The sequence below is a fragment of the Mycobacterium sp. TH-M82 genome, assembly GCF_057473605.1.
The window spans coordinates 1-1,739 of record NZ_JBYCKY010000749.1; the positions used below are offsets into that span (position 1 = coordinate 1).

2 protein-coding genes are annotated in these 1,739 nt (G+C 71.2%); one reads left to right on the top strand and one right to left on the bottom strand.

Features of this window, described 5'->3' with window-relative positions:
* A partial coding sequence (locus AC2VON_RS22340) for a GH12 family glycosyl hydrolase domain-containing protein (RefSeq protein ID WP_486954822.1) occupies positions 1-390 on the top strand: 390 nt, incomplete at its 5' end.
* 42 nt (positions 391-432) lie between these two features.
* Here AC2VON_RS22340 and AC2VON_RS22345 read toward each other — a convergent pair.
* Positions 433-1,739 (bottom strand): TIGR01777 family oxidoreductase (locus AC2VON_RS22345; protein ID WP_486954823.1); only part of this gene is annotated, 1,307 nt, incomplete at its 5' end.

The window sequence follows — 1,739 nt, forward strand, 5'->3', positions numbered from 1 at the left end:
ACCTACGACGCCTCCTACGACATCTGGCTGAATCCCACGCCGAACACATCCACGGTAAACCAGCAGGAGATCATGATCTGGTTCAACCATGTCGGCCCCATCCAGCCGGTCGGCTCCGACGTGGGCAACGCCACGATCGACGGCAAGCAGTTCGCGGTGTGGGAGGGCTACAACGGGCAGAACAACGTGGTCTCCTACGTCGCGGACGCACCGATCAACTCGTGGAGCAACATGAACGTGCTGGGTTTCGTCGACTACACGGAGACCGTCGAGCCGTCGGTGAACAGCTCGTGGTACCTGACCAGCATCCAGGCCGGGTTCGAGCCGTGGAACGGCAGCGTCGGCGCGGCAGTCGACACATTCTCCGCCAGCATCAACGGCACCCCCTGACCTCACCTGTCGAGCAGTCGAGGGCGGGGACGGCGAGGCGGCTCAGCCGGTGCGCCCGAGCAGGTGACGCAGGGTCTGATCGAGGCCGGGCCGGCGGAACCGGTGTTCGGCCGCTTCGAGCTTGTGGGGTAGCACGCGCTGGCTGGCGCACGCGAGTTCGCGGGCGCCCTGCGCGCCGAGCAGTAGCCGCGGGCCCAGCGGCGGGACCGGCAGCAGCGCGGGTCGATGCAGCACACGGGCCAGGGTGCGGGTGTACTCGTCGTTGCGAACCGGTTGCGGCGCGACGGCGTTGACCGGACCGGTCAGCGCGTCGTCCCACAGCGCGCGGTGGTACACGTCGACCATGTCGTCGATGCCGATCCAGGACAGCCATTGCCGGCCGCTGCCCAGCCGCCCGCCCAGTCCGGCGGAAAACAGCGGACGCAGCAGTCGCAGGGTGCCGCCGCGGGGCGATTGCACGATGCCGGTGCGCACCCGCACCACCCGCAGCCCGGCTGACTCGGCCGGCGCGGTCGCGTCCTCCCAGTCGGCGACGACGTCGGCCAGAAACCCGTCCCCGCGGTCGCTGTCCTCGGTGAGAAACTCGTCGCCGCGGTCGTAGCCGTAATACCCGATCGCCGACGCGCAGACGAACGCCGTGGGAGCGGGGTCGGTGCGGGCCGCCAGTTCGGCCAGCCGGCGGGTGGGACCGATCCGGCTGTCGCGGATCGCGCGCCGGTGGCCGTCGGTGAAGCGCCCGGCGATCGAGGCGCCGGCCAGGTGGATCACCGCGTCGATCCCGGCGAGGAGATCGGGGTCGGGGTCGTCGGGGTTCCAGCGCCGCTCGTCGCCGGAGCGCGGGGTACCGCGCACCAGCCGCACGACGCGGTGGCCGCCGGTGCTCAAAAATGCCGTCAGCGCCGAACCGACCAGCCCCGAAGACCCCGTGACGGCGACGGTCAGCGGTGCCAGACCGCGCTCGGCCGCGCGCCGGTGGGCCGCCAGGTCGTCGGCCAGCTGCCGGTAGCGGTAGGCGAACATCTCGCGCAGCGCCGCACCGGGCACCGGCGTCTCGACCCGGTCGATCACCCGGGTCTGTTCGCCCAGGTCTTCGAACTCGTGAATGTGTTTCCACCGCATGGCGATCCGCGTCGGCAGCGAGGCCAACCCGTCGCCGCCGACGGTGTCGACGAAACGCCGCGGCGGGTCGTAGCCGTCCGGTTGGTGCACGGCGATCCAGCGCAGCCCGGCCGGCAGGGCGAGCTCGGCGCGCCCGTCTTTCAGCGAGGCGGCCTCGGCCACGAGCCGCATCGGCTGCCACGGCGGCGAGAGTCGTTCGAAAGCACCCGGCCTGGCGTACCAGGCGAAGA